Source organism: Massilia sp. NBRC 108631, assembly GCF_059704565.1.
Window position 1 is genome coordinate 1 of sequence record NZ_BAAKJE010000302.1, and the last position, 24,471, is coordinate 24,471.

Consider the following 24,471-nt stretch of genomic DNA (forward strand, 5'->3'; position numbering starts at 1 on the left):
TTGGCGTGATCGACGGCATCGCCTTCCAGACCAATATCCTGGCGCTGAACGCGGCGGTGGAAGCGGCGCGCGCGGGCGAGCAGGGCAGGGGCTTCGCGGTGGTGGCGTCCGAGGTGCGCAACCTGGCGCAGCGCTCGGCGGCCGCGGCGCGCGACATCAAGACGCTGATCGGCGATTCGGTCGACAAGGTCGGCGCCGGGACCCGCCAGGTGGCGCAGGCCGGCGCCACGATGCAGGAGGTTGTGGCCAGCATCGAGCGCGTTACGGCCATCATGGGCGACATTACGCATGCCAGCCAGGAGCAGAGCGCGGGCATCGACCAGGTCAACGGCGCGATCACGGAAATGGACAACGCCACCCAGCAGAACGCGGCCCTGGTGGAGCAGGCCGCCGCCGCCGCGCAGTCCATGCAGGACCAGGCCGGCGAACTGGCGCAGGCGGTCAGCGTGTTCAAGCTGGACGGCATGCGGCACGGCGGCCATGCCGGCGCTGGCGTGGCATCGGCGGCGGCGGCCGCAGCGCGCCGTCGGTCCGGCGCCAGCGTGGCGCCGGTGCGCGCCACGCTGGCCAAGCGCGCGCCGGCCAGGCCGGCGGCCCAGCCCGCGACGCCGTCGTCCGGCGCCGGCCGCGCGCCGCTGATCGAGCGCGCCGCGGCGCCGTCCCAGCCGCGCAAGGCCGCTCCGGTGGTGAACGATGAGTGGGAGGAGTTTTGAGCTGTTCACAAATTCCCCACATTGAGCAAAAATCAATTCAAAGGTGAATTGCTTAATTTTCCACGTTTGTTGTAGACTCGACCTCAACTTCTGTTTTCGGCCCGCCGTCCTGCGGCGGGTGCATCAGCGCAGTGCAGTACGCAGTTTGGCAGCGGGTCCAAAAGACCGGCTTTCGAAGTCGTAGTGGTCGAGCTTGATAACAAACGAAGGGGACAATATGACAGCAAGCCTATGGTTCGCAGTGGCGTGCGGCGTGATCGCCGTGGTGTATGGTTTATGGGCCCGAAGCTGGATCTTGAAGCAGGACGCCGGCAACGCCCGCATGCAGGAAATAGCAACTGCGATCCAGGAGGGTGCTGCCGCTTACCTGGGCCGGCAATACAAGACCATCGCGCTGGTGGGGGTGGTGCTGCTGATCGCCATCGGCGCGCTGCTCGACATCAAGACCGCGCTCGGCTTCCTGATCGGCGCCGTGCTGTCCGGCGCCTGCGGCTTCATCGGCATGAACGTGTCGGTGCGCGCCAATGTGCGCACCGCGCAAGCGGCCACCAAGGGCATGAACGAGGCGCTCGACGTGGCCTTCAAGGGCGGCGCCATCACCGGCATGCTGGTGGTGGGCCTGGGCCTGCTGGGCGTGGTGCTGTTCTACGCCATGCTGACCAGCCTCGCCTCCAACGGCTACCCCAATCCCCAGCTGACCCCGCACGATGTGATCAAGCCGCTGATCGGCCTGGCCTTTGGCGCCTCGCTGATTTCCATTTTCGCCCGGCTGGGCGGCGGCATCTTCACCAAGGGCGCGGACGTGGGCGCCGACCTGGTGGGCAAGGTGGAGGCCGGCATTCCGGAGGATGACCCGCGCAATCCGGCCGTGATCGCCGACAACGTGGGCGACAACGTCGGCGACTGCGCCGGCATGGCGGCCGACCTGTTCGAAACCTATGTGGTGACCCTGATCGCCACCATGCTGCTGGGCGCCCTGATGATCGTCAATGCGCCGACCCAGGCCATCGTCTATCCGCTGCTGCTGGGCGCGGTGTCCATCCTGGCGTCCATCGTCGGCTGCTCCATGGTCAAGGCCAAGCCAGGCAAGAAAATCATGTCGGCGCTGTACACCGGGCTATGGTGGGCGGCAGGCCTGTCGCTGGTGGGCTTTGCCGCCGTCACCTGGCAAGTGTGGCCGGACGACGCCATGCGCTACAAGATGATGGGCTCGACCGTGGTGGGCATCGTGCTGACCGGGCTGATGGTCTACATCACCGAGTACTACACCGGCACCGACTTCCACCCGGTGCGCCATATCGCCGAGGCGTCCACCACCGGCCACGGCACCAACATCATCGCCGGCCTGGGCGTGTCGATGAAATCGACCGCCTATCCGGTATTGGCCGTGTGCGCGGCCATCCTGGTGTCGTACCAGCTGTCCGGCCTGTACGGCATTGCCATCGCCGCCACGTCCATGCTGTCGATGGCCGGCATCATCGTGGCGCTGGACGCCTACGGCCCGATCACCGACAACGCCGGCGGCATCGCCGAAATGTCCGGCATGCCCGACTCGGTGCGCGCGATTACCGACCCGCTGGACGCGGTGGGCAACACCACCAAGGCCGTCACCAAGGGCTACGCCATCGGCTCGGCCGGCCTGGCCGCGCTGGTGCTGTTCGCCGACTACACGCACGCGCTGGAGTCGGTGGGCAAGAGCATCACGTTCGACCTGTCCAACCCGATGGTGATCGTGGGCCTGATCATCGGCGGCCTGATTCCCTACCTGTTCGGCGCCATGGCGATGGAAGCGGTGGGGCGCGCGGCGGGCGCGGTGGTGGTGGAGGTGCGGCGCCAGTTCCGCGACATCAAGGGCATCATGGACGGCAGCGGCAAGCCGGAATACGACAAGGCGGTCGACATGCTGACCGCGTCGGCCATCAGGGAAATGATCGTTCCCTCGCTGCTGCCGGTGCTGGTGCCTATCCTGGTGGGCATGCTGCTGGGGCCCGCAGCGCTGGGCGGCCTGCTGATGGGCACCATCGTCACCGGCCTGTTCGTGGCCATTTCCATGACCACCGGCGGCGGCGCCTGGGACAACGCCAAGAAGTACATCGAGGATGGCAATTTCGGCGGCAAGGGATCGGACGCGCACAAAGCGGCGGTGACCGGCGACACCGTGGGCGATCCGTACAAGGACACGGCCGGCCCGGCGGTCAATCCGCTGATCAAGATCATCAACATCGTCGCCTTGCTGCTGGTGCCGCTGCTGCCTGCGGCCGGCTGGCTGGCCGTCACGCCGCAGGCGCCGGCGCATGCTGCTGCGCCGATGCATGCGCCGGCCGTCGCGCCGCCGCCGCCGTTGATGGCGCCCGCCGAGCCGGCCGTGGCCTCGCCTCCCGCCGAGCCGGCACCCAAATAGTCCATAGGGCGGGCAGCTCAGCGTCCCCCGCCCGAGCCGCCGCGAACGCTTGGCGCCCCGCCTACCCGCCCTGCGGGGCGCGCCGGTGGTGCCGCGTGCGCCAGGCCCGGCCGGGCCGCGTTATCATGCGCTCATCTCCGCGCTGCGGGAGGACGCCATGAAAACTCCGCTGTTCACCGGGCTGCTCCTTTGCCAGCTCATGTTCCCGGCCGCCCACGCCCAACAGCCCGGTTCCGCGCTGCCGCGCGTGGTGCCGGACGCGTCGGGCGGCGCAGCGGCTGCCGAAGCGTTCCGCAAGCTGCCGGTCTGCTCGCTGGCCCCGGGCGGCACGAAACTGCTGGTCGAACCCTGCCGTCCCGCGCCGTCGCGCAATTTCACCCAGCGCCGTTCGGTGCCGCAGGCCATCCTGAGCATGCCGCCGTCCCAGCCGCCGCCCCAGCTGCCGCGTCCGCCCGCCAGCGCCTACACGCCGCTCCCGGGCCCTGTCGCGCCGCCGGCCAGCCGCCCGCTGGGCACTTGCGACGCTGCCGGCTGCCGCGACGCCAACGGTACCCGCTACCAGGGCACCGGGCCGGTGCTGCTCGACCCGTCGGGCCGCCCCTGCCGAAGCGATGGCCATTGGGTGCAATGTTGAGCTACAATCGGGTCTTACGTTTACGTAAGCGTAAAGTAAGCGCAAGCGCAGCAATCGAACGAACATCCAGCCGAACTCAGACTAGGGGAAGACATGCAAATCAAGGACAACGTATTCATCATCACCGGCGGCGCGTCGGGCCTGGGCGCTTCGACCGCGCGCATGATCGTGGAAGCGGGCGGCAAGGTGGTGCTGGCGGACGTGCAGGCGGAAGCCGGCCAGGCGCTGGCGGCTGAACTGAAGGGCGTGTTCGTCAAGTGCGACGTCACATCGGAAGCGGACGGCAAGGCCGTGGTGGAAGCTGCCGCCGCACTGGGCACCCTGCGCGGCCTAATCAATTGCGCCGGCGTGGCGCCGGCCGTGAAAACCGTGGGCAAGGACGGCCCGCATCCGCTGGAGGTGTTCCAGCGCACCGTGAACATCAACCTGGTGGGCACCTTCAATATGTGCCGCCTGGCGGCGGACGCCATGGGCAAGACCGAGGCGGCTGAACACGGCGAGCGCGGCATCATCATCAACACCGCATCGGTGGCCGCGTACGACGGCCAGATCGGCCAGGCCGCCTACGGCGCCTCGAAGGCCGCCGTGGTCGGCCTGACCTTGCCGATGGCGCGCGACCTGTCGCGCAGCGGCATCCGCGTCATGACCGTCGCCCCCGGCATCTTCGAAACCCCCATGCTGCTGGGCATGCCGGCCGAAGTGCAGGACGCGCTGGGCAAGATGGTGCCGTTCCCGCCGCGCCTCGGCAAGCCTTCCGAGTACGCGATGCTGGCCAAGTCCATCATCGAAAACGTCATGCTGAACGGCGAAACCATCCGCCTGGACGGCGCTATTCGCATGCAACCGAAATAAACTTCAGGTACGATGCTCCAGTCATCGGGCGCGCAGCCTTGGTTGCGCGCCCGATTTATTTTTGGAGCTTACATGATCAAGTTGCACGCGCTGGCCCTGGCCGCCTTTCCCGCACTGCTGGTGCCTTCCGTCCACGCGCAGGACCGCGCGCCCGAAATCGCCACCGGCTACAGTGAAAAAACCGGCGTCACCGCCGGGAAATTCATGGTGGCGGCAGCCAACCCGCACGCCACCAACGCCGGCTACGAGATACTGAAGCAGGGCGGCAGCGCGATCGACGCCGCCATCGCGACCCAGCTGGTGCTGACGCTGGTGGAGCCGCAATCGTCCGGTATCGGCGGCGGCGCCTTCGTGATGCACTTCGACGGCAAGCGCGTGCAGGCTTACGACGGCCGCGAAACCGCGCCGTCCGCCGCCACCGAAAAGCTGTTCCAGGATGCGAACGGCAAGCCGCTCTCGCGCGAAGCGGGCGTGGTGGGCGGCCGCTCCACCGGCGCCCCCGGCGTGCTGCGCATGCTGGAAATGGCGCACAAGGAGCACGGCAAACTGCCGTGGGCCACGCTGTTCGGCCCCGCCATCAAGCTGGCAGAGAACGGCTTTGCCGTCAGCCCGCGCCTGAACGGCCTGCTGACCTGGGACAAATACATCGTGCGCGACCCGGTGGCCGCCGCCTATTTCTACGACAAGGACAAGCAGCCCTGGCCGGTGGGCCATGTGCTGAGGAACCCCGAGCTGGCGCGCACCCTGCGCGAGGTGGCCAAGGGCGGCGCGGACGCCTTCTACCGGGGCCGCATCGCCGCCGACATCGCCGCCAAGGTGGCCTCGCACCCGACCAACCCCGGCCTGCTGACGGCTGCCGACATCGCCGATTACCGACCCAGGCAGCGCGATCCCGTGTGCGCCGACTACAAGGCATGGACCGTGTGCGGCATGCCGCCGCCGTCCTCGGGCGGCATTGCCATCGCCCAGATGCTGGGTGTGCTGGAGACCAAGGGCATCGAGCGCTACGCGCCGGTGAACGGCCAGCTGGGCGCGGATGCGATCCACCTGTTCACCGAGGCGGGCCGCCTGGCCTACGCCGACCGCGCGCGCTACCTGGCCGACACCGACTTCGTGCCGCTGCCGGGCAACGGCGCGGCGGCGCTGCTGGACAAGCATTACCTGCAGCAGCGCGCCGCCCTGATCGGCGAGCGCTCCATGGGACGCGCCAGCTTCGGCGTGCCGGACAGCGTGAAAGTGGCGTGGGGCGCGGACACTGCCATTGAAAGCCCGGCCACCTCGCACTTGTCGGTGGCCGACGCCTACGGCAACGTGATTTCCATGACCACCTCGGTGGAAGACGCCTTCGGCTCGCGCCAGATGGTGGATGGCTTCATCCTGAACAACCAGCTGACCGACTTCTCTTTCGATTCGGTGGACGAGAACGGCCCCATCGCCAACCGCGTGCAGCCGGGCAAGCGCCCGCGCAGCGCCATGTCGCCCACGCTGGTGTTCGACAAGGCCACCGGGAAGCTGGTGCTGTCGACCGGTTCGCCGGGCGGCTCGGCCATCATCAACTACGTGGCCAAGGTGCTGGTCGGCACCCTGGACTGGAAGCTGGACGTGCAGCAGGCCATCAGCCTGCCCAACTTCGGCAGCCGCAACGGCCCCACCGAGCTGGAAGCGGCACGGGTGTCGCCGGACGTGGTGGCGGCGCTCAAGGCGCGCGGCCACGAGGTGCGCCAGTATGAGCAGAATTCGGGCCTGCAGGGCATCATGCGCGTCACGCGCAACGGCAAGGAAGTGTGGTTCGGCGGCGCCGACCCGCGCCGCGAAGGCGTTGTGCGCGGCGACTGACCCTGCTACTCTTGACAAATGGGAATGAAAAAGAAAACAGGCCTGATCCTTTCCGGCGGCGGCGCGCGCGCCGCTTACCAGGTGGGAGTGCTGCAAGCGATTAACGCGATCCTGTGGGAAGAAGGCTGGCCGCCTTCACGCAATCCGTTCAACATCATCTGCGGTACCTCGGCCGGCGCCATCAACGCCACCGCGCTGGCCTGCCGCGCCGACAACTTCAGCGAAGGCGTGCAAAAGCTGCTCGACGTGTGGCTCAATTTTTCGGCCGAACAGGTCTACCGCGCCGATTCGCTGGGCGTGATCCGTTCCGGCGCGCGCTGGCTGTCGCTGCTGTCCTTCGGCTGGCTGCTGCGCAAATGGCGCGCCGCGCCGCCGCGCTCCCTGCTCGACAACACGCCGCTGGTCAGCCTGCTGCACCGCATGCTGGACCTGCCGCGCCTGGACATGGTGCTGCAGGAGGGCCTGCTGCACGCGCTGGCCGTCACCGCCTCGTCCTACACCGGCGGCCAGCACGTCACCTTTTTCCAGACCGCCGCCGAGATCGCGCCGTGGGTGCGCACCCAGCGCGTGGCCATGCAGGACCAGATCGGCGTCGAACACCTGCTGGCGTCGTCGGCGATTCCCTTCATCTTCCCGGCCACGCCGCTGTACCTGGGCGGCCAGCACGAATATTGCGGCGACGGTTCGATGCGCCAGCTGGCGCCGATCTCGCCGGCCATCCACCTGGGCGCCGACAAGGTGCTGGTGATCGGCGCAGGCCGCCTGCACGAGCCGGCCGCGCAGCGCACCGAGACGGCGCGCTATCCCAGCCTGGCGCAGATCGCCGGCCACGCGCTGTCCTCGATTTTCCTCGACAGCCTGGCGGTCGACATCGAGCGCCTGGAGCGCATCAACAAGACCTTGTCGCTGCTGCCGCCCGAGTACCTGGCGCAGACGCCGCTCAAGCCGGTGCAGCTGCTGGTGATCGCCCCGTCCGAGCGGCTGGACGATATCGCCAGCCGCCACATCGGCAGCTTGCCGGCGCCGATCCGCACCATGCTGTCGGGCATAGGCGCCACCGAAACACGCGGCTCCTCGCTGGCTTCCTACCTGCTGTTCGAATCCACGTATACTTGCGAGCTAATCCGGCTAGGCCAGCGCGACACGCATGCGCGCAAGGCCGATGTGCTGGCCTTCTTCAATAGCTAGGTCTGTTCCGTGCTGTCTTTCCGCCGTCTTCTCCGCCGAGTGCTCTGTCGGGCACTGCTCCCTGCCGCCGTGCTGGCCGGCGGCGTGCTGCCGGCCGTGCCGGCCGATGCCGCCGCGCCGCCGCGCACCTTGCGCTTCGAGCAGCTGGACGTGGAGGACGGCCTGGCGCAGGAATCGGTGCTGGCGGTGGCGCAGGACCAGCAGGGCTTCATGTGGTTCGGCAGCCAGGCCGGCTTGAGCCGCTACGACGGCGCCCGCATCATCACTTACCGCAATTCGGTGTCCGATCCGCGCAGCCTGGCCGACAACTGGGTGCGCGTGCTGCACATGGACCGCACCGGCCGCATGTGGATCGGCACCGACGGCGGCCTGGACCGTTACGAGCCGCTGACGCAGAGTTTCACGCATTTTCCGCCCAGCGAGCCGGCCAAGCGCGGCAACGGCAACCGCCACGTGCGCGCCATCGTCGACGACGGCAAGGGCGGCCTGTGGATCGGCACCTCGGACGGGCTGCAGCATTTCGATCCGGCCAGCGGCCGCTACACCTATTGGCACCACGACGCCGCGCTGCCGGGCAGCCTGGGCAGCGACCAGGTCAACGCGCTGGCGCGCGACGCCGACGGCCGCCTGTGGGTCGGCACGGCCGCCGGCCTGGACCTGCTGGAGCCGGGCGCGCAGGCGTTCCGCCACTTCAAGGTGGAGGCGGCGCCGGACACGCGCTTCGAGGCGGTGCTGTCGCTGTTCGCGGACAAGGACCACACGCTGTGGATAGGCACCATGGCCGGCATCGAGCAATGGAAGCTGGCGGCCGGGGCCGACACGCCGCAGCGGCGCCGCCTGGGCGAGAAGGAGGGCCTCAAGCCGGGCGTGGTGACGGTCATCTACCAGGACCGCGACGGCACGCTGTGGGCCGGCAGCCAGACCGAGGGCCTGTTCCGCTGGCGCCCGGCCGAGCGCCGCTTCGTGCAGTACCGGCACCAGGTGACGGACCCGCACAGCCTGGCCGACAACTATGTGTCGGCGCTGTTCCGCGACCGCCTGGGCACCATGTGGGTGGGCACCTGGTACAGCGGCGTGAGCCGGGTCGACCTGGGCAGCGGCGGCTTCGCGCGCCTGGTGCACGACGCCGAGCGTCCCCGCTCGCTGAGCGACAACAAGGTGCGCGCCATCGTCGATGCCGGCGGCGGCAAGCTCTGGCTGGGCAACAACGACGGCTTGACGCTGTACGATCCGATCGGCGGCGAAGGCCAGGTGTTCCGCGACCCGGCGCCCGATTTCGCCGACGTGCGCGATCCGCTGGTGATCTCGCTGTGGAAGGACAGGAACGGCAGCGCGCTGTGGGTGGGCGGACGCAACGGCCTGCGCCGCTTCGACACCGAGACCCGCCGCTACCAGCGGGTGCGCGCCTGGCCCAGCGACCCCGATGGCGACAACGTGCGCAACATCATGGGCGACCGCAGCGGCGTGCTGTGGGTGGCCACGCGCGGCGGCCTGCATAGCTACGACCCGAAGACCGGCGCCGCCAAAACCTACCGCCACGACCCGGCCGACAGCAACAGCCTGGCCGACAACGTGGTGCGGCCCCTGCTGGAGGACCGGCGCGGCGCGCTGTGGGTGGGCACCTTCAACGGCCTGGATTTGCTGGACCGGCAGACCGGCCGCTTCCGCCACTTCCATCACAACCCGAAAGACCCCACGTCGCTCAGCCACGACGAGGTGCACTACCTGTACGAGGACAAGCAGGGCGTGATCTGGGTCGGCACGGCGGGCGGCTTGAACCGCATGGAGCAGGCCGCCGACGGCACGGTGCGCTTCAAGCGCTACCAGCGCAAGGACGGCATGGCCGACGACGCGGTGGCCGCCATCCTGGACGACGGGCAGGGCAACCTGTGGCTGAGCACCAATACCGGCATCACACGCCTGACGGTGCAGACCGGCCAGATGCGCAACTACGCCGGCGCCGACGGCACCATCGAGGGCGCTTATTTCGACGGCGCGGCGCTGCGCGCGCCGGACGGCACCATGTACTTCGGCGGTTTCAACGGCGTGACCGCGTTCGCGCCGTCCGAGATCCGCGAGAACAGCGTGGCACCCACCGTGGCCATCACCGATTTCCAGATCTTCAACAAGTCCGTCAAGGCCGGCCAGGACGGCGCAGCGAGCGTGCTCAAAAGCGCCATCGAGCACACCGCCGCGCTGACCCTGCGCGAAGAGGACTCGGTGTTCTCGCTGGAGTTCGCGGCGCTGCACTACGCCGCCCCGCAGCGCAACCGCTACGCCTACCAGCTGCTGGGCTTCGACCAGGACTGGGTGGTGACCGACGCCGCCAAGCGCTTCGCCACCTACACCAACCTTGATCCGGGCCGCTACGTGTTCCGCGTGAAGGCTGCCAACAAGGACGGCATCTGGAACGACAACGCGGCCACGCTGGAAATCACCATCCTGCCGCCGCCGTGGAAAACCTGGTGGTTCCGCGGCGGCGTGGCGCTGCTGCTGCTGGGCAGCGCCTACGGCGTGTACCGCGTGCGCATGCGCCAGCTGCGCGGCCAGAAGACGCGCCTGGAGCAGCAGGTGGGCCTGCGCACGGCCGAAGTGGAGCTGAAGAACCAGCTGCTGCAGCAGCAGAAGACGGAACTGGAACGGCGCCGGGTGGAAGCGGAGGCGCAGCGCGCCGAGGCCGAGCAGCGCCGCATGGACGCCGAACGCCAGAAGCAGGAAGTGGAGCTGCAGAAAGAGGCGGTGGAGCAGGCGCACCGCAACATCTCGGTGCTCAGCGAGATCGGGCGCGAGATGAGCGCCACGCTGGACATCGAGAAAGCCATGCGCACGCTGTACCGCCACGTGCGCCACCTGATGGATACCCACATGTTCGGGGTCGGCTTCTACCGCGAGGAAGAGGGCATCCTGGAATTCCCGTTCTCGATGGAGCGCGGGGTGCGCAGCCTGCCTTACAGCCGCGACGTGCACGACCCGGACCAGCTGGCCGTGTGGTGCTGGTACCAGCGCAACGATATCTTCATCAACGACTTCTTCGCCGAGTACAGCCGCTACATGGGGCCGGCCGGCCTGGAAAAGCTCAAGCCGGTGCCGCTGGCCGACGGCACCGAGCCCGATTACGCGCAGTCCATGCTGTACACGCCGCTGATCGTCAATGACCGCGTGGTGGGCGTGCTGTCGGTGCAGAGCAAGGAAAAGAACGCCTACCGCCAGGTGCACCTGGACATGCTGCAGACGCTGGCCGCGCATGCGGCCGTGTCGCTGGATAATGCGCTGGCCTACCAGCGCCTGGAGGAAACGCTGCAGGAGCTGCGCGAAACGCAGGGCGAACTGATGCAGCAGCAGGCCAAGGTGCGGCTGCACACCGAGGAACTGGCGCTGGCCAACCGCGCCTTGCAGGACAACGAGGAGCGCCTGCGCTACGCCAAGCAGAAGGCGGAGGACGCCACGCGCCAGAAGTCCGAATTCCTGGCCAATATGAGCCACGAGATGCGCACGCCGCTGGCCGGCGTGATCGGCATGCAGGGCTTCGCGCTGCGCGATCCGACCTTGCAGGACGCCACCCGCGAGCAGATCGAACGGGCGCAGGTGAACGCCCAGGCGCTGCTGGGCATCATCAACGACCTGCTGGATTTCTCCAAGATCGAGGCGGGCAAGCTGACCATCGAGAATATCGACTTCGCGCTGGGCGCCATGGTGCAGAATGTGGCCGCGCTGTTCGGCGAGCAGGCCGCCGCCTACAGCGTCGGCTTCGAGGTGGAGCTGGACGACGACTTGCCGCTGTACGTGCTGGGCGATCCCACCCGCTTGCGCCAGGTGCTGGTGAACCTGGTGGGCAACGCCTTCAAGTTCACCCAGCGCGGCGAAGTGCGGCTGCGGGTGGAGCTGTTGCGGGAGCAGCGATCCGCCGGCCCGGCCTTAACGGCCGCCGGCGCCAACCTGATCCGCTTCACGGTGGAGGACACTGGCATCGGCATCCCGGCCGACGCCATGCCGCGCCTGTTCCAGAAGTTCGAGCAGGCCGACACCACCACCACGCGCCGCTACGGCGGCACCGGCCTGGGACTGGCGATCTGCCGCCAGCTGGTGGAGCTGATGGGCGGCGAGATCCGCGTGGCCAGCACGCCCGGCGTGGGCAGCGTGTTTACCTTCGAGCTGCCGTTGGCCGACGGCGTGGCGCCGCCGGTGGTGGTGCACATGCCGCGCGAGCCGCACAGCCACCAGCTGCGGGTGCTGTGCGCGGAAGACTTCCCCACCAACCAGATCATCATCCGCATGATGCTGGAGGAACTGGGCCACAAGGTCGACATCGCCGCCAACGGCCTGCTGGCGGTGGCGGCCTGCGCGCGCACGCGCTACGACCTGATTTTGATGGACGGCCGCATGCCTGAGATGGACGGCCCCACGGCCACGCGCCTGATCCGCGAGGGCGGCCCGGACGGCGCGCCGGTGCGCGACCAGGAACTGATGATCATCGCGCTCACCGCCAACGCCAGCGAGGAAGACCGCAGCCGCTACCTGGCGGCCGGCATGGACGATTTCCTGACCAAGCCGATCGACGAGGCGGCGCTGCATTACCAGCTTAGCCGCGCCATCGAGCGCCAGCTGCAGCGCGGCATCGCGCTGCCGCGCATGGCGCCGCGCGCGCCCAGCGTGGACGAACTGGACGCCATGTTCGGCGTGCCGGCGGCGCCGGTCGCACCGTCGGTGCCGGCCCTGCAGGGCGCGGCGCGCGGACATGATGACGATCCCTTGAAGGCGCGCCTGCGCGCGGCCTTCCTGGCGGACTTGCCGGCGCGCCTGGTGGACCTGGACGACGCCATCCAGGCCGGCGACGCCGACGGCGCGGCGCGCCTGTTCCACGGCATGAAGGGCAGCGCGGCCTACCTGGACGAACCGGAGCTGCGCGATCTGTGCGGCGAACTGGAACAGTGCGCCGACCGCGCCGCGTGGGACGATGTCGGCGGGCAGATGCCGCAACTGCGCGCGCTGCTGGCGGGACTGGCCGGAACCAGCGGCATCGCCGGTATTGCCGGACTGACACAACCGGACTGACAGGGGCGGTCTTATCGGGTATATTGACGCCAGTGCCACAGAACGGCCACACTGACTGACAGCGCGCATCGGAACGGATGCGGCGGGGCACTGGAGAGTTACATGAAAGTTTTGGTAGTGGACGACGACGTGGTGTCGCGCATGGTGCTGATGCACCTGATCGACAGCTGCGGAAAATTCGACATCGTGGAAGCGGAGGATGGGGCGGATGCCTGGCAGCAGCTGGAAAACGGCCTGCGGCCCGCGATCGTCTTTTGCGACCTGCGCATGCCGCGCCTGTCGGGCATGGAATTGCTGCAGCGCGTCAAAGGCGACCATGCACTGACTTCCGTGCCTTTCGTGCTGGTCTCCTCGGCCACCGACAAGGAAACCGTACAGCAGGCCACCAAGGCCGGCGCGGCCGGCTACATCGTCAAGCCCTTCCAGGCCGACCAGGTGCGCATCCACCTCACCGCCTTCCTCGACCAGGCCGCCAGCGGCTATGAGCACCTGGCCGAAGCGCCTTCCGCCACCCAGCTGCGGCTCGGCATCAACGCCGACCGCCTGCTGGTCTACCTGACCGGCTTCCAGAACCAGCTCACCGTGGCCAGCGGCGAACTGGACGCGCTGTTCGCGCGCGGCGAGCAGCAGGAGGCGCAAACCCGTATCGACCGCCTGCACGCGGGTTGCGTCACGCTGGGCCTGAACGGTGCGGCGGCAGCGCTGAAAAGTTTCGCTCCCGGCTTCCTGTCCAGCGACGCGGTGCAAGCCGTGCTGTCGGACGTGATCCGCGCCGTCATCCACCAGTCGGCGCTGGTGCGCAAGTCCATCGGCGGCGGCAACTGAATCCATTTGAATCCGCTTGTTCCCAGGATAGTTCAGGTTTAAAGTAAGCCTGACAGGCTGACTTGAACCGACCATCCATCCGGGGCGACCATGAACAGACCCAACGCCGCACCCTCAGCGGGGCTTAACGCCAGCGCACACGAAGACACTTTCGCGCGCGACCACCTGCCAGCGCCGGCGCTGTGGCCCGAGCTGCGCTTCGACCTTCCCGAACTGGCTTACCCTGAACGCTTGAACTGCGTGGCCGAACTGCTGGACCGCGCCGTGGCGGCCGGGGAGGGCGGGCGCACCGCCGTCCGCTTCGCCGGCGGGAGCTGGAGTTACGCCCATCTGCTGGAGCAGGTGGACCGCATCGCCCACGTGCTGCGCGGCCCCATGGGCCTGAAGACCGGCAACCGCGTGCTGCTGCGCGGGGCGAACAATCCGATGATGGCGGCTGCCGTGCTGGCGGTGCTGAAGGCCGGACTGGTGGCGGTGCCCACCATGCCGCTGCTGCGCGCGCGCGAACTGGGCGCCATCATGGCCAAGGCGGCGGTCAACGCCGTGTTGTGCGCCGACGGCCTGCGCGCCGAACTGGAAGCGGCGCCCGGCCTGCCAGCCAGCGTGGTGTGGTTCAACGCCGATGCCGATGCCGATGCCGATGCCGATGCCGCCTCGCTGGAAGCGCTGATGGCGCGCCAGCCGGCCCGCTTCGACGCCTGCGATACGGCAGCCGACGACATCTGCCTGATCAGCTTTACTTCCGGGACCACCGGCGTCCCCAAGGGCACCATGCACTTCCACCGCGATGTGCTGGCCATTTGCGACTGCTTTCCGCGTTCGGTGCTGCGCTCGCAGCGCGGCGACACCTTCATCGGCACGCCGCCGCTGGCCTTTACCTTCGGCCTGGGCGGCCTGCTGCTGTTCCCTTTGCGGGTCGGCGCGGCCACCGTGCTGCTCGAAAAGCTGACGCCGGAAACGCTGCTGCAGGCGATCGCGCAATACCGCGCCACCGTGTGCTTCACCGCACCGACCTTCTACCGCCAGATGGCGCCGCTGGCCGCCGGCTACGACCTCTCCAGCCTGGCGAAATCCGTGTCGGCCGGCGAGGCGCTGCCGCTGGCCACGCGCGAAGCGTGGCAGCAGGCCACCGGCCTGCGCATGATAGACGGCATCGGCGCCACCGAGATGCTGCATATCTTCATTTCGGCGGCGGACGACGACATCCGTCCCGGCGCCACCGGCAAGCCGGTGCCGGGCTATCAGGCCTGCATCCTGGACCGCGACGGCAATCCAGTGGGGCCCGGCGTGACCGGGCGCCTGGCAGTGAAAGGGCCGACCGGCTGCCGCTACCTGGCCGACGAACGCCAGCGCGACTATGTCCACCAGGGCTGGAACCTTACCGGCGACGCCTATGAAATGGATGCGGATGGCTATTTCTTCTACCGCTCCCGCACCGACGACATGATCATCTCGGCCGGCTACAACATCGCCGGGCCGGAGGTGGAGGATGCGCTGCTGCGCCACCCGGCGGTGGCCGAATGCGGCGTGGTCGGCAAGCCGGACCAGGAGCGCGGCCAGATCGTGCAGGCGCACGTGGTGCTCAAGCCCGGCCACGAGGCCTCGCCGCAACTGGCGGCCGAACTGCAGGAGTTCGTGAAAGGGCAGATCGCGCCGTACAAATATCCGCGCGCCATCGAATTCCTGCCCGCCTTGCCGCGCACCGAAACGGGCAAGCTGCAGCGCTTCAAGCTGCGCGCAATGTAAGTGAACAAGGATACCTATGCCACTATCGGACCACCCTGACCACGACCTGGACCTGGCCAGCCGCCTGACGCAGGACCACCACCAGTCGCTCAAGCTGTGGCTGCGCATGCTCTCATGCACGGTGAAGATCGAAAACGAAATCCGCAGCCGCCTGCGCGCCACCTTCGGCATCACCCTGCCGCGCTTCGATTTGATGGCGCAGCTGGAGCGCCATCCGGATGGCATGCGCATGGGCGAACTGTCCAAGCGCATGATGGTCACCGGCGGCAATATCACCGGCATCACCGACCAGCTGGAGCAGGAAAGGCTGGTGGTGCGCGTGCCCGATCCGAAGGACGGCCGCGCCTACAGCGTCAAGCTCACGCCGGAGGGCCGCAGCGCCTTCGCCGACATGGCCGCGGTGCATGAAGGCTGGGTGGCTGAACTGCTGCAGCCGATGTCCGCCGACGACAAGGGCCAGTTGATCGAACTGCTGTCGCAGATGAAGCGCCACCTGAACGCGCCCTAGGGCCGGCCTCGTTTCCGGTGCTTCGGCGCTGGCATCAGCCGGCGCACGGCGTGCGCGCGTACAGCTCCTCCATGGTACTGTCGGCCGCGCCGATGTGGACGAAGTCCGTGTACACGTGGCGCGACGCGACGTGCATGGTGCCCGGCTGGTAGAGGCCGGTCTTGGGGAAATTGCCCAGCTCGTTGGCGTAGTGGCTGCTCAGGTTGTTGGTGGCGTAGGCTGGCTCGCCGTTCATCCACAACTGCAGCGCGCCGGCGCCCAGTCTGTGCTGCCAGTCGGCTCGCACCACGAAGCAGTACCACTGCCCCAGCCGCAGCTTGTCCAGCACCACGGTCTTGACGGAGGCGTTGGCCCTGGTGGGGACGGTGGTGTCGGTCGCATTGCGGTGGTTGGCCGTGGTGTGCAGCCGCAGCAGCCCGTCGCTCGCCTCCAGCGCCATGGGCGGCGGGCCGGCGAACACGCCTTTGGCGCTGTTCAACTGGAATACCACAACCGGCCGGCCCGGCTCGGATTCTGTGACCCAATCCGTTGGAAAATACACACTGGCCGCGTACCAGCGCACGCCCTGGCGCATATACTCGTAGGTGGGTACAACCTCGGTGCGCTTGGCGCCGGCACTGTCGGGGTCGGTATTTCGCAGCACCATATGGAACACGTTGCGGCGGCCGTTGGCCGGGTCCGGCACCAAGGTGACGTTGGATGGATTGCCTGCGTTGAGCGTGTAGAAGCGGTCGAAGCGGCGCAGGCTGGCCCCGGCGTTGCGGTTGATTTCATCTTGCACGCCGCCCTTGGGCGGCAGCGGCAGCGGGGTGGCTTCCATGGTGTCGATCTCCCCGCCCAGGCCCGCTATGAGCTGGGCGGATGCGGGCAGGGCGGCGCTGAGCATCAGCGCTACGGCGATAAAACGCATGCGAGGGTCTCCATTTGGATGGGCCCGGCATGATATGCCAATCGTGGCGACAGGCGCGCACCGTTGTGCTAATGTTAAATCTTTTGCAAGAATCGATGGAGGCTGGAATGTTGAACGCTGTGAGGACCGCCGTTCTGGCGGGACTGCTCTGGTGTCTGGGGGCGGTGCCGGCGCATGCCACGCCTATCATGACGACGGAATTGAAGACCCAGCTTCTGGGCTGGTTGGGCAAGCCCAACGCGCAACTGGACTCGGTGTTCGTGCGCAAGGACGGCGACACGGCCAAGGATTTCCACGCTGCGGCCGACGGCAAGGGCGCCACGTTTACCCTGCTGATGGCGCGCGACAGCGCCGGCAATAGCTGGCTGATCGGCGGCTACAACCCGCAAAGCTGGAGCTCGACCGACGGCGACCATGTGACGCTGCCGGAGTCGGAGCGCACCGCCTTCATCTTCAACGCCACGGCCAACCACGTGTACCGCCAGGTGCCCACGCCGCCGGACCAGGGCGTGCCCGACTACGGTTCGCACCAGACCTACAACTGCGAGCAGTGCGGCCCCTCCTTCGGCAGCGGCGCCGACTTGCTGGTGACCGACGACCTGACCACCGGCGGCAGTTCCTATCTGACTTCCTACTACAGCTTCGAACCGGGTGCCGAACCGTTCGGCGGCAGCCTGGCGGGCACCGGCCAGTTCACCTACTCGGCGATGGAGGTCTACGCGGTGCGCGAAGTGCCCGAGCCGGCCACGCTGGCGCTGCTGGTGGCGGGCTTGGGCGCGATGGCGTACGCCTGTCGCAAGGCGCGCTGAACACCAACTTACAACGCGCGGCGCAAATTTTGCGGGGACGCGCGGGTTCCAAGTGATATACTGCATCTGTCATTGTCATTTGGAAATATATATTTCCCATGAGTAACTTAAATAAAGACGACATCCTGCTGATGCTGGAGCAGATGGAGGACGAGCTGATGCTCGCTGAAGAACAGCGTATGGCCGGGCTGGCCGAAGCCGGCGCCGTGCGCGCCGGCCTGGCGCGCCGTGCCGATGCGGCGCTGCGCAGCTGCAACGCCGTGATTGCGCGCGCATTCGGCGGCAGCCTGGTATGCCAGTCCAGCCGCAAGCTGTTCGACACCCACGCCGGCATGACCTTGGACGTGCGCCCGCGCGGCGCGCCGGACAGCTTGCTGACCGTCAGCCTGCGCATTCCACGCGACGGCGACGCCTCGCTGGTGGCCGAGCGTGCCAGCGGCGGCCTGCGCTATTTCAGCGGCAAGCTGGCGCTGGCGGACGGCGCCGAGCCGCACCTGGCCGCCACCCTGTCGCACGTGCTGGAGCGCGCGCTGCAGCCGGCCTGATTGCGGGTCCGCCTGCGGTTCACAGCATGGGCAGGCGCAGCGCGTCGACGATCTTGCGCATCAGGAAGGTGCGCTGCCTGGTGTAGGGCGGGAAGAACAGCTTGATCAGCATCAGCGGCGAGGCGCGCAGCAGCGCACGCTGGTGCGAGAACGCCTTGAAGCCGTGCACTCCGTGCGCGCTGCCCATGCCGGAATGATTGACCCCGCCGAACGGCAGATTGCCATGCGCGAAATGCGCCACGCAATGGTTGACGCAAGCGCCGCCCGAACTGGTTTGCCCCAGCACCTTGCGCACCGCGCGCCGGTCGCTGCTCCACACGTACAGCGCCAGTGGTTTGGGCGCCGCGTTGATGGCAGCAATCACCGCCTCCAGTTCCGTGTATTCGATAACGGGCAACAGCGGCCCGAATATCTCCTCCGACAATATCGCCGCGCCGGCTGGAATCTGGTCCAGCAGGGTGGGCGCGATAAAGCAGCGCTCCTCATCCACTGTGCCGCCCGCCAGCAGGCGCGCGCCGCGCCGCTGCGCATCGGCCAGCAAGGCCGCCAGGCGCTGCGTATGGCGCCGGTTCACCACCCGCGCCAGGTCGGCACTGGCTTGCTGCGCCGCGGCGCCGGCGCCGTAGCGTTGCTGCAGCACCGCGCGGCAGGCATCTACGAAAGCGTCCTTCACGGACGCGTGCACATACACATGGTCGGGCGCCACGCAGGTCTGGCCGTTGTTGAGGAACTTTCCCCACATTAGCGTTTCCGCCGCCAGCTTGATGTTGGCGCTGGCGTCGATTATGGTGGGCGATTTTCCGCCCAGCTCGAGCGTCACGCTGGCCAGGTGCCTGGACGCCGCCGCCATCACCTGTTTGCCGACGGCAGGCGAGCCGGTGAAGAAGATGTGGTCGAAGGGCAGGTCCAGCAGGACGCGCGCGGTTGGCTGGCTGCCCTCGAACAAGGCCACTTCATGGGCCGGAAACACGCTGGCGATGATGCGGCCCATCAGCGCCGATACGGCAGGCGTCATCTCGGACGGCTTGATGATGACGGTGTTGCCGGCCGCCAGCGCCGAGACCAGCGGCCCGAAGCACAGGCTGAGCGGATAGTTCCACGGCGCGACAATCAGCACCCGTCCGCGCGGCTGGTAGCGTACCGAGGCGCGCGTGCCGAGCATGGTGGTGGTGGGCCACATGGGGCGTGGCTTCATCCAGCGTTTCAGGCGGCCGAGCGCCTGGCGGATTTCTTCCATCACCGGCAGGAACTCGGACGCCTCCACTTCGGCCGGCGGCTTGCGGTAATCCTGCGCGAAAGCGGCGTAGAAGGCCTCGCGCTGGGCCAGCATGGCGTCGCGCAGGCGGCCGATGCGGCGCAGCCGCTCCTCGGCCGTCGAGGTGCGCCACGCCAGCGCAGTGGCCAGCTGCGCATCGAACGCGGCCTGGATGTCGAGGGGATCGGATTCACCTGAGGGCAGGGCAGGGACAGCGTGCAGGGCTTCGCTCATGGCGGCAGACGTGAAGAAAGAAGCAGTCAGCGTAGCACGGTCCCGTTGCCGTTTTTTACATAAACCCTCTAATCGGGCAGACAGGCAATGGGAAACGCACTAGTGCATCATGGCGAAGCCGCGCACCGTCAATATGGTGACCAGCGCGGTGGTGGCGCAAATGCCGATGGCCAGCAGCGGAATCCACCTTTGCCGGGCCAGGCCGAGGCTGGAGGCCAGCGCCGCCGACAGCGTGGCGCCCAGCAGGATGGGGCCGAGCAGGCCGATGGCCCACGGGCCCTTGCTGGCCAGCCAGCCGGAGGTGCCTTTGCTGAAGTCTTTGCCGCGCGAGCGCCAGTTCAGCAGCTTGTGCACGGCGCCGCCGGCAAAGGTCGCCAGCGCCGCGCCGGCAAAGGCGCCGGCCATGGTCACGGCGCCGACCAGGTAGGGATCGAGGTCCAGCTTGATTCCGAGTGGCACGGCGGCCCACAGTTCGATCATGGCCAGGGCGAACACGCTGAAAGCTTTGGCGAGCAAAATAGGTCCCTCTTGAGGTTGAGAATTTTGCAAGAGTAGACTAGCCGCGCGGATGGCGCAAGGCGGCGCACGGTGGCGGAAAGGTGGGGCATGGCGGACGGTGCTGTTGGTCCCCCCGACTGGAATCCGCTACTATTTAAAATCAAAGGCTTGCGAAACTAATGCGTAATTTTTGCGTAATGTCGCTGAGCTTTGAAAAAATAGTAAGCGGCGCAATGAGCAATGCGCGATGCGGAATCGAACCAGGAGTCTAACCTGGAATCAAACTAAGTTCTGAACCTGAACTGGGTGACGATTATTGGGCCTCACCAGAAGCTTGCTTGGGGGAATCTTGCTACAATAGCAGCATGGATACCCGTGACGATATTACAAAACAGCATTTCAATCAGCTAGTCGAATTTGAAGCCAATGAAGAAATTGTGCTTGGTGACCAGCGTGTCGATGCAGCGTTCGCAGCTCGCTTAACAGGCGCTCCTGACAATTCGCGCGTAGTCTTGGATGTCGATGACAAGGGGGCTTCGCGGCGAGTGAGTCTGCGAGTGTACAACAGTGCCATGTTCACGCAGGCTGCCAACTACGAGATCGAGCAGACGGATACTGGCTACATGATACTTTCGAATCTTTCTATTGTTCTTTCGGAGAAATATCAGAAGCACGGCTTTGGGTTGCGGATGTTTGCGCATCAAGCGTATGCCGCCCAAGCTGCGAACATGAACGATATCGTACTGTACGGGGCGCGAGGCGGGCCGCTTGAGTATAATGGCTACTACAGTTGGCCGAGATACGGCTTTGATGCTGAGTTGTCACCGTCTGATGAGGAACAGCTTTCGCCTCCTCTGGTGGGTCTACGGACCGTCAGAGAGCTCATGAGCACGGCGGTTGGCCGGGCTCACTGGAAAGCTGTGGGTACAGGTAGGCACATGCAATTTACTTTGACTGACCAAGATGCCTGGCACATACTAGAGTCATACATGAAGGAGAAGGGAGTGAAGATATGACGATCAAGAAGCAAAAGTCCGCCGTTAAGATCCGTATTGTCACGACCAAGAACGGCACCTACATGAACAAGGCGGCGAAGCAATCGCAGAAGAAGTCGGTGAACGAGCTTCGTAACGCACGAGAAATCCTAAAGCCGCGTTCCAAGGATGAAATTATCCGGGACCTAGAACTCCGCTCTTTGCAGCTATTGTTCGCTTAGCAAAAAGGCCGCATTGCAGCGGCCTTTTTCTTGGTGATATTGCAATTCTGATCGCGCAATAATCAGTGCCTCTCCTGGTGACTCTGCGCCCAAGCGATCACCTCCTTGGCGTTGTAGAGCGGTTGTGCGCGACCATTCTTCGTTGGCAGACGTATTGCCTTTGGGAAGCTCGGCAGGCACGCCATGCGCTCACGGACGACCTGTGGCTCGCGCTTTAGGTATGCGGCGATGGTGGCAATGTCCCACAGGTCGATGGACAGTGGAATCGACGGCCGGATGTGCTGGGCCATTGCCTCGGCCAGCTTCGAGATCATCATATCCATTTCGCTCATTCTGAACTTTCTTGCTGGGCGACCTGCGTCTCAGCCTGGCTTAGCATACCGGGAGTCGTAGCGACTATCGCCACGTCAATTGCTTCAATACCATCAAAGCCTTGGGCCAACGCTATGGATAACGCTGTCGTGCGTTTGGTGGTGGTTGCGTCATCAATGCCGGTGAGTATTGGAAGTGCCCAAGTTAATCGGATCGAGTCGTTGGATTTGCTCATGCTGACCTTGTCCTCGGCCTTAACCAGTGCTGCGACCCATGCGTCAATATCGGCGGCCTTCCAAGCAACGGCGCGCTCACCCAATTTGAGTGGGGCTGGGAACGTGCCGCGCTTAATGCCATCGTATATTGCCGTTTTCTTCAGCCCAACTTGTGCAACAACGGAGGGAAGCCGCAGGAGCCGCACACTAGTGTTGTTTTCTCTATTCATATTTCCGTCCCGCTTTCTGGCGCCGCTTGCGCCGGTTCGTCTCTCGGTTGTTCCGCTTGGCTCATTGCACACTCCAGTTCTGCGCCGCGAACTGCTTGGCCTGGGCGATGAGATCCTGGCGTTCGAGGTGCCGGGTCAGCCCGTCCGCGGTGATGTCATTCGCTATCAGGATCTGGCTCAACTGCTGCTTTTGCTGCAGTGTCAGTTGCCGTGTCATAGCGCCGATGATCTGGTGCGCCAACTGGAGTTCGGCAGTCAGGTCCGTTGCTACGCGGTCGATGTGCTGGACTTTGTCAGCCAGCGTGGCGGCGGCTTTGCGGAATTGGTTGTTTGCTTGGTTCATGTGTGTTTTCCGTCATTCGGAGTTGTTGTTTGCTGTAGCTTGGCGGCAAGCCAGCGCTCACATTTTTTGGCGCGAGTCAGTTGGGAATGGCCATGCCACCGCTGGGTTTGAGGCTAACGAGGCGCTTCGGTTCTTTTTGGTTTTGATGACTGGGCCATTGGGCGCTGCTTCCGCCGCAGGCTTCGCTTTCGCTTGCAGTTTGGGACGTTGCGATGAGCCCTGCTGAGCGGCCGCGTCGGTCTGCACCTGGTCGGCGCCGGCGGCCTCATCGGTGGCCAGCTTCTTCCAGCTATGGTTGTAGACATAGCCCAGTTGGTTGGCTGCAGCTTCGACGCGGCCCATGTGGTGTGGCGCCTTGTTGAAGATGTGGGCTGCGACTTGGGGCAAGTATTCGAGATGCTCTTTGATGACGTCCAGTACATCGTCAGCGTCTTCCAGCTCATCGGTGTCGACGCGGCTTGCAACGATTTCACCAGCGGTCACCCGAATTTCATCCGGCGTGGCGACGATACCTGCTTTGTTGATGATGGCCTGGAACGCAGCTTCCAGCGGCTCGGGGTCATCATCCGGATCTTGCGAGGGCATGCTGAAGACTTCTCCCATGAGGAGGTCCATGATGAGCAATTGCACCTCCGTTGGCTCGGCCTGATCGATGTAGGCGCACAGTTCCTTATCGCTTCCGCCAAATGTGTACAGGGTGCCGAGCAAGTCATCGGGAAGGCTGTAGTCATTGGTGTGGTCCAACGCTAGCAGCTTCGCCAGTTCGCGGAGCATCGTTACGCTCAGGCCGTTTTTGGCACTGGCGCGCAGCTTGCGGTAGAGCGTGACGCGTTCGGCGATGCGAGCGGCTTCGTGGAGCTTCTCTTCTTCGCGCTTCTTGATGCGCTGCTGCTCGGCGACCTGGTGCTTGGTGAGTTCTGCAGCTTTGGTCGGATCAGTAGATTCCTCGACAAGACGGGCTGCGCGAGCTTGCACAGATTCGCAGGCGCCGTGCTGTTCAAGGGTCGCTTGCATGTCGGTGCGGTTGTAGGCGGCGACAATCGTCCCATTGGTCGCCTTAATGTACGCTGCAGGGGCGGGGAGCGCGGAGGCGTCGAGACGGTCCTTGATGTAGCCGCTCATGCCAGTTGCCGGGGCAACGCGATCAAAGCTGCTCAGGTGCACATTAGCAGTTACCAGTTCGCTGTCTCGGTTCCACGCGTCACGCAGCGTTTCTGCAGCTTGGTCGCCCTCCAATACTGGAATACCGCGCTTGTTGGCCGCAACGACAATTGCCGCATAGTGAGCACCCTTCTTTTCTTGAAAGCAATCGGGATCAGTGCAGACGTCTGCACTCTTCGCGTCCGGGTAGAGTTCGGGTTGGTTCCCCGTGCGCTTGGGGCACTTCACACAGTTGCCGGCAGCCGCCAGCAGCTTGCCATCCTTGATGTTGAACGGTGCACCGGCCAGGTCGAGAGTGTAGCGGCTGGCGATATGTGCTGCAGCTGCGCGGTACGACAGCGGCTCGCTGCCATATTGCGGTTTGATGATTTCTTGCAGGGCCTTCTTCTGCAGCGATGGCGCGGGGATGCGGGCGAGCAGCAGTGCCGTGGATGCGGATATGTCGCCATCGAGGAATACCTCGCGGACGTCGGTGGACAGCGCGCACAGCTTTAGTCGGCCGTAGATGTAGGCTCGGGACTTCTTGACGCGCTCCGCCAGCTGGTCGGCGTCGTAGCCATGATTTTGCATTAGCAATTGATAGCCCTCGGCCTCTTCCAGCGGGTGTGGATCTTCGCGCTGAATGTTTTCTAGCAACTGGATCTCGGCCGCTTCTGCATCACTGAGCCGGCGAATAATGACCGGCGCGTCATCCAGGACCGCAATCAGGGCGGAGCGGAAACGGCGCTCGCCAGCGACAACTTCAAATGGTTGAGGATGCTCTGCTGTCGGGCGCACAGGGCGGATAAGGATCGGCTGCAGGATGCCAACCTCTTTGATATTGGCGGCCAGTCGCTGCAGCGCGTCGAGATTGAAGCGCTTGCGATTGGTCGTAGAGATGCGCAGCAAGCAAAGGGGTAGGGTTTGGAAACCTTCGAGCAGCATCAGCTCTGCTACGTCAATGGTGGCCCCTGCTGGCATAGGCGCAATGGGAGCGGGTAGTACAACA

At 65.8% G+C, this 24,471-nt stretch carries 21 protein-coding genes; 14 read left to right on the forward strand and 7 right to left on the reverse strand.

The annotated features are described in order from the left end of the window. From AC6H42_RS32115 to AC6H42_RS32160, 10 genes are all read left to right on the forward strand, one after another. The coding region (locus AC6H42_RS32115) for a methyl-accepting chemotaxis protein (RefSeq protein ID WP_497549837.1) at positions 1-713 on the forward strand (713 nt) is incomplete at its 5' end. Positions 714-930: 217 nt separating this feature from the next. Next, positions 931-3,114 carry a sodium-translocating pyrophosphatase gene (locus tag AC6H42_RS32120; protein ID WP_057158859.1) on the forward strand — a complete coding sequence of 728 codons (2,184 nt, stop codon included), beginning with the start codon at positions 931-933 and terminating at the stop codon, positions 3,112-3,114. A gap of 157 nt (positions 3,115-3,271) precedes the next feature. Next, on the forward strand, positions 3,272-3,748 hold the full coding sequence (locus AC6H42_RS32125) for a hypothetical protein (RefSeq protein WP_497549838.1): 477 nt from the start codon (positions 3,272-3,274) through the stop codon (positions 3,746-3,748). A 93-nt stretch (positions 3,749-3,841) separates the two neighbouring features. Further along, on the forward strand, positions 3,842-4,600 hold the full coding sequence (locus AC6H42_RS32130) for a 3-hydroxyacyl-CoA dehydrogenase (protein ID WP_497549839.1): 759 nt from the start codon (positions 3,842-3,844) through the stop codon (positions 4,598-4,600). A gap of 72 nt (positions 4,601-4,672) precedes the next feature. Then, positions 4,673-6,436, forward strand: a complete 1,764-nt coding sequence (ggt, locus tag AC6H42_RS32135) for a gamma-glutamyltransferase (RefSeq protein WP_497549840.1) — start codon at positions 4,673-4,675, stop codon at positions 6,434-6,436. A gap of 18 nt (positions 6,437-6,454) precedes the next feature. Further along, positions 6,455-7,624: a patatin-like phospholipase family protein gene (locus AC6H42_RS32140; protein WP_057158855.1), complete on the forward strand. Its 1,170-nt coding sequence runs from the start codon at positions 6,455-6,457 to the stop codon at positions 7,622-7,624. Positions 7,625-7,663: 39 nt separating this feature from the next. Then, positions 7,664-12,676: a two-component regulator propeller domain-containing protein gene (locus AC6H42_RS32145; protein WP_497549841.1), complete on the forward strand. Its 5,013-nt coding sequence runs from the start codon at positions 7,664-7,666 to the stop codon at positions 12,674-12,676. 102 nt (positions 12,677-12,778) lie between these two features. Next, positions 12,779-13,501, forward strand: coding sequence for a response regulator (locus AC6H42_RS32150; protein WP_057158854.1), 723 nt, complete (start codon positions 12,779-12,781; stop codon positions 13,499-13,501). Between the two features lie 90 nt (positions 13,502-13,591). Beyond that, entirely contained in the window at positions 13,592-15,247 is a 1,656-nt protein-coding gene (locus AC6H42_RS32155) for an AMP-binding protein (protein WP_057158853.1), read from the forward strand. A 16-nt stretch (positions 15,248-15,263) separates the two neighbouring features. Continuing rightward, positions 15,264-15,755, forward strand: a complete 492-nt coding sequence (locus tag AC6H42_RS32160; protein ID WP_057158852.1) for a MarR family winged helix-turn-helix transcriptional regulator — start codon at positions 15,264-15,266, stop codon at positions 15,753-15,755. Positions 15,756-15,789: 34 nt separating this feature from the next. Here AC6H42_RS32160 and AC6H42_RS32165 read toward each other — a convergent pair whose 3' ends face one another. Beyond that, a complete protein-coding gene (locus AC6H42_RS32165; RefSeq protein ID WP_497549842.1) occupies positions 15,790-16,665 on the reverse strand; it encodes a heparin lyase I family protein in 876 nt (291 codons plus the stop codon). Positions 16,666-16,772: 107 nt separating this feature from the next. Between AC6H42_RS32165 and AC6H42_RS32170 the strand changes: the two genes are divergently transcribed. Together AC6H42_RS32170 and AC6H42_RS32175 are read left to right on the forward strand one after the other, a co-directional pair. Next, on the forward strand, positions 16,773-17,474 hold the full coding sequence (locus tag AC6H42_RS32170; protein ID WP_200954129.1) for a PEP_CTERM-anchored TLD domain-containing protein: 702 nt from the start codon (positions 16,773-16,775) through the stop codon (positions 17,472-17,474). A 98-nt stretch (positions 17,475-17,572) separates the two neighbouring features. After that, the gene (locus tag AC6H42_RS32175) at positions 17,573-18,019 is read left to right on the forward strand and encodes a hypothetical protein (RefSeq protein WP_057158849.1); all 447 of its coding nucleotides are present in this window, start codon (positions 17,573-17,575) and stop codon (positions 18,017-18,019) included. Positions 18,020-18,038: 19 nt separating this feature from the next. Here the strand turns inward: AC6H42_RS32175 and AC6H42_RS32180 are convergent, their stop codons facing one another. Continuing rightward, positions 18,039-19,508 (reverse strand): aldehyde dehydrogenase family protein, encoded by a 1,470-nt coding sequence (locus AC6H42_RS32180; protein WP_497549843.1) that lies wholly within the window; start codon positions 19,506-19,508, stop codon positions 18,039-18,041. Between the two features lie 99 nt (positions 19,509-19,607). After that, positions 19,608-20,024 carry a hypothetical protein gene (locus AC6H42_RS32185; protein ID WP_497549844.1) on the reverse strand — a complete coding sequence of 139 codons (417 nt, stop codon included), beginning with the start codon at positions 20,022-20,024 and terminating at the stop codon, positions 19,608-19,610. A gap of 347 nt (positions 20,025-20,371) precedes the next feature. On the opposite strand from AC6H42_RS32185, the gene AC6H42_RS32190 reads away from it, so the two are divergent. Then, the gene (locus tag AC6H42_RS32190) at positions 20,372-21,022 is read left to right on the forward strand and encodes a hypothetical protein (protein ID WP_497549845.1); all 651 of its coding nucleotides are present in this window, start codon (positions 20,372-20,374) and stop codon (positions 21,020-21,022) included. Next, on the forward strand, positions 21,019-21,222 hold the full coding sequence (locus tag AC6H42_RS32195; RefSeq protein ID WP_497549846.1) for a hypothetical protein: 204 nt from the start codon (positions 21,019-21,021) through the stop codon (positions 21,220-21,222). The genes AC6H42_RS32190 and AC6H42_RS32195 overlap by 4 nt, the downstream gene beginning before the upstream one ends. 62 nt (positions 21,223-21,284) lie before the next feature. On the opposite strand, the gene AC6H42_RS32200 is transcribed toward AC6H42_RS32195, so the two are convergent. The 4 genes from AC6H42_RS32200 to AC6H42_RS32215 form a co-directional block, all read right to left on the reverse strand. Continuing rightward, positions 21,285-21,554, reverse strand: a complete 270-nt coding sequence (locus AC6H42_RS32200) for a hypothetical protein (RefSeq protein ID WP_497549847.1) — start codon at positions 21,552-21,554, stop codon at positions 21,285-21,287. Continuing rightward, entirely contained in the window at positions 21,551-21,979 is a 429-nt protein-coding gene (locus AC6H42_RS32205; RefSeq protein ID WP_497549848.1) for a helix-turn-helix transcriptional regulator, read from the reverse strand. Before AC6H42_RS32205 ends, AC6H42_RS32200 begins: the two co-directional genes overlap by 4 nt. A 61-nt stretch (positions 21,980-22,040) precedes the next feature. Beyond that, entirely contained in the window at positions 22,041-22,322 is a 282-nt protein-coding gene (locus AC6H42_RS32210; protein WP_497549849.1) for a hypothetical protein, read from the reverse strand. A gap of 57 nt (positions 22,323-22,379) precedes the next feature. Further along, positions 22,380-24,407 (reverse strand): ParB/RepB/Spo0J family partition protein, encoded by a 2,028-nt coding sequence (locus AC6H42_RS32215; RefSeq protein WP_497549850.1) that lies wholly within the window; start codon positions 24,405-24,407, stop codon positions 22,380-22,382. Positions 24,408-24,471 lie beyond the last annotated feature (64 nt).

Excerpts from the sequence above, each read along its gene's own strand:
- AC6H42_RS32120 (WP_057158859.1), top strand. The coding sequence starts at position 931 with ATGACAGCAAGCCTATGGTTCGCAGTGGCGTGCGGCGTGATCGCCGTG.
- AC6H42_RS32125 (WP_497549838.1), top strand. The coding sequence starts at position 3,272 with ATGAAAACTCCGCTGTTCACCGGGCTGCTCCTTTGCCAGCTCATGTTC.
- AC6H42_RS32130 (WP_497549839.1), top strand. The coding sequence starts at position 3,842 with ATGCAAATCAAGGACAACGTATTCATCATCACCGGCGGCGCGTCGGGC.
- ggt (WP_497549840.1), top strand. The coding sequence starts at position 4,673 with ATGATCAAGTTGCACGCGCTGGCCCTGGCCGCCTTTCCCGCACTGCTG.
- AC6H42_RS32140 (WP_057158855.1), top strand. The coding sequence starts at position 6,455 with ATGGGAATGAAAAAGAAAACAGGCCTGATCCTTTCCGGCGGCGGCGCG.
- AC6H42_RS32150 (WP_057158854.1), top strand. The coding sequence starts at position 12,779 with ATGAAAGTTTTGGTAGTGGACGACGACGTGGTGTCGCGCATGGTGCTG.
- AC6H42_RS32155 (WP_057158853.1), top strand. The coding sequence starts at position 13,592 with ATGAACAGACCCAACGCCGCACCCTCAGCGGGGCTTAACGCCAGCGCA.
- AC6H42_RS32160 (WP_057158852.1), top strand. The coding sequence starts at position 15,264 with ATGCCACTATCGGACCACCCTGACCACGACCTGGACCTGGCCAGCCGC.
- AC6H42_RS32165 (WP_497549842.1), bottom strand. The coding sequence starts at position 16,665 with ATGCGTTTTATCGCCGTAGCGCTGATGCTCAGCGCCGCCCTGCCCGCA.
- AC6H42_RS32170 (WP_200954129.1), top strand. The coding sequence starts at position 16,773 with ATGTTGAACGCTGTGAGGACCGCCGTTCTGGCGGGACTGCTCTGGTGT.
- AC6H42_RS32175 (WP_057158849.1), top strand. The coding sequence starts at position 17,573 with ATGAGTAACTTAAATAAAGACGACATCCTGCTGATGCTGGAGCAGATG.
- AC6H42_RS32180 (WP_497549843.1), bottom strand. The coding sequence starts at position 19,508 with ATGAGCGAAGCCCTGCACGCTGTCCCTGCCCTGCCCTCAGGTGAATCC.
- AC6H42_RS32190 (WP_497549845.1), top strand. The coding sequence starts at position 20,372 with ATGGATACCCGTGACGATATTACAAAACAGCATTTCAATCAGCTAGTC.
- AC6H42_RS32195 (WP_497549846.1), top strand. The coding sequence starts at position 21,019 with ATGACGATCAAGAAGCAAAAGTCCGCCGTTAAGATCCGTATTGTCACG.
- AC6H42_RS32200 (WP_497549847.1), bottom strand. The coding sequence starts at position 21,554 with ATGAGCGAAATGGATATGATGATCTCGAAGCTGGCCGAGGCAATGGCC.
- AC6H42_RS32205 (WP_497549848.1), bottom strand. The coding sequence starts at position 21,979 with ATGAATAGAGAAAACAACACTAGTGTGCGGCTCCTGCGGCTTCCCTCC.
- AC6H42_RS32210 (WP_497549849.1), bottom strand. The coding sequence starts at position 22,322 with ATGAACCAAGCAAACAACCAATTCCGCAAAGCCGCCGCCACGCTGGCT.
- AC6H42_RS32215 (WP_497549850.1), bottom strand. The coding sequence starts at position 24,407 with ATGCTGCTCGAAGGTTTCCAAACCCTACCCCTTTGCTTGCTGCGCATC.